Below are 2232 nucleotides of genomic sequence, written 5' to 3'. Positions count from 1 at the left end.
GGACGCGCTGCTGGACCTGACCGGCATCGGCGAGCTCGCCGACTGGTCGGAGTCGGCGGGGCGGCTGCGGATCGGCGCCGGCCTGCCCTACACCCGGCTGATCGACGAGCTCGGCGACCGGCTGCCGGGGCTGGCGATGGCCGCCCGCACCGTCGGTTCGCCGCAGATCCGCAACCGCGGCACGCTCGGCGGCAACCTCGGGTCGGGCTCACCGGCCGGGGACGGCCATCCACCGCTGCTGACCTCGGACGCGCTGGTCGAGGTGGAGTCGGTGCGCGGCAGTCGCACGATCCCGATCACGGAGTTCTTCACCGGCGTCAAGCGCACCGCGCTGGCCGCGGACGAGCTGATCGCCGCCGTGCACGTCTCCCCCGCTTCCGGCCCGCAGCAGTTCGCGAAGGTGGGCACCCGCAACGCGATGGTGATCGCGGTGTGCACGTTCGCGGTCTCGCTGCACCCAGAGTCGCAGCGGGTGGGCACCGGCGTCGGGTCGGCCGGGCCGACGCCGTTCCGCGCGACCGAGGCCGAGGACTTCCTGGCCGCGGAGCTGGACTGGGACGCCGGTGAACTCCCCGAGCGGACCGCGCAGCGCTTCGGCGAGCTCGTGTCCGCGGCGACCCGGCCGATCGATGACGTGCGCGGCACCGCCGACTACCGCAGGCACGCGGTCGGCGTGCTGGCGCGGCGCACGCTGCGCAGGGTTTGGCAGGACTACCGCACCGGGAGGTCGCAATGCGCCTGAAGCTCACCGTGAACGGCCGCCCGCACACGGCCGACGATGTGTGGGAAGGCGAAAGCCTGCTCTACGTGCTGCGCGAACGGCTGGGCCTCGCGGGCTCGAAGAACGCTTGCGAGCAGGGCGAATGCGGTTCGTGCACGGTGAGCCTGGACGGCGTCACCGCGGGCGCCTGCCTGGTCGCGGCCGGTCAGGCCCACGGCCGCGAGGTCCGCACGGTGGAAGGGCTCGCCGACGGCGAGCGGCTCGGCGAGGTGCAGCAGGCGTTCCTCGATGCCGGTGCCGTGCAGTGCGGGTTCTGCACGCCGGGGTTGCTGGTGCAGGCCGATGATCTGCTGTCGCACCGGGCTGCGCCGTCGGATGCGGAGATCCGGGAGGCGCTGGCGGGCAATCTCTGCCGCTGCACCGGCTACGAGAAGATCATGGATGCGGTGCGGCTGGCCGCCGAGCGGAAGGCCGCCCATGGCTGAGCGACCGCAACGGCTGGTGCTGCACGGCGCTTCGGTGGCCACTGTGGACGGTCCGGAGCACGCGGAAGGGCACGTGGTGCTCGACGGCGACCGGATCGCCGCGGTCGGGTCGGGCAGCCCGGAGTCCGGCGGGCGGCGGATCGACGTCAGCGGGTGCCTGATCACACCGGGCCTGGTCAACACGCACCACCACCTCTACCAGTGGGCGACCCGCGGGTACGCCGCGGATTCCACGCTGTTCGAGTGGCTGACCCGGCTGTATCCGGTGTGGGCGGGGCTGGACGAAGAGGTCGTGCACGCGGCCGCCTCCGCCGGTTTGGCGCAGCTGGCGCTGTCCGGTGCGACAACAGTGGCCGACCACCACTACGTGTTCCCGGCAGCAGGCGGCGACGTGTTCGGCGCCGTCGTCTCGGCCGCCCGGCGGGTCGGGCTGCGGCTGCACGCGGTCCGCGGCTCGATGGACCGCGGTGCGTCGCACGGCGGACTGCCGCCGGATTCCCTGGTGGAGGACGTCGACAACGCACTCGCCGGGACCGACGAGGCGATCGCCCGGTTCCACGATCCGGCGGCGGACGCGCAGATCCGGGTCGCCGTGGGGCCGTGCTCCCCGTTCACGGTGAGCACCGAGCTGATGCGCCGCAGCGCCGAGCTGGCGCGATCGCGCGGCGTGCGGCTGCACACCCACCTCGCGGAAACCGTCGATGAGCAGCGGCAATGCCTCGCCGAATTCGGCCGCACGCCCGCGGAGCACGCCGACGAGCTCGGCTGGATCGGGCCGGACGTGTGGCTCGCGCACACCGTGCACCTCGCCGACGAGGCTGTCGCGCGACTGGCCGAGACACGCACCGGCTCGGCGCACTGCCCGAGCTCGAACGGCCGCCTCGGCGCCGGTGTCGCACCGTTGCGCGCGATGCTCGACGCCGGGGTCCACGTGGGGCTGGGCGTGGACGGTGTCGCCTCCAACGAAGCAGGCGGTCTCGGCGAGGAGATGCGGCAAGCGCTGCTCACCGCCCGCGCGCAGCACGG

Annotated in this window: 3 protein-coding genes; all 3 read left to right on the top strand. The window is 73.5% G+C overall.

Annotated elements, in window-relative coordinates:
- A partial coding sequence (locus tag IJH84_RS22015; RefSeq protein ID WP_295148464.1) for an FAD binding domain-containing protein occupies positions 1–742 on the top strand: 742 nt, incomplete at its 5' end.
- Entirely contained in the window at positions 733–1206 is a 474-nt protein-coding gene (locus IJH84_RS22010) for a (2Fe-2S)-binding protein (protein ID WP_295148461.1), read from the top strand. The genes IJH84_RS22015 and IJH84_RS22010, both read left to right, overlap by 10 nt.
- A partial coding sequence (locus tag IJH84_RS22005) for an amidohydrolase family protein (RefSeq protein WP_295148457.1) occupies positions 1199–2232 on the top strand: 1034 nt, incomplete at its 3' end. The genes IJH84_RS22010 and IJH84_RS22005, both read left to right, overlap by 8 nt.

Source organism: Saccharopolyspora sp., from assembly GCF_017434145.1.
Lineage (GTDB): Bacteria > Actinomycetota > Actinomycetes > Mycobacteriales > Pseudonocardiaceae > Saccharopolyspora_C > Saccharopolyspora_C galaxeae.
The sequence above is the reverse complement of the archived record's forward strand: the minus strand, read 5'-3'. Positions and strand labels throughout refer to the sequence as shown.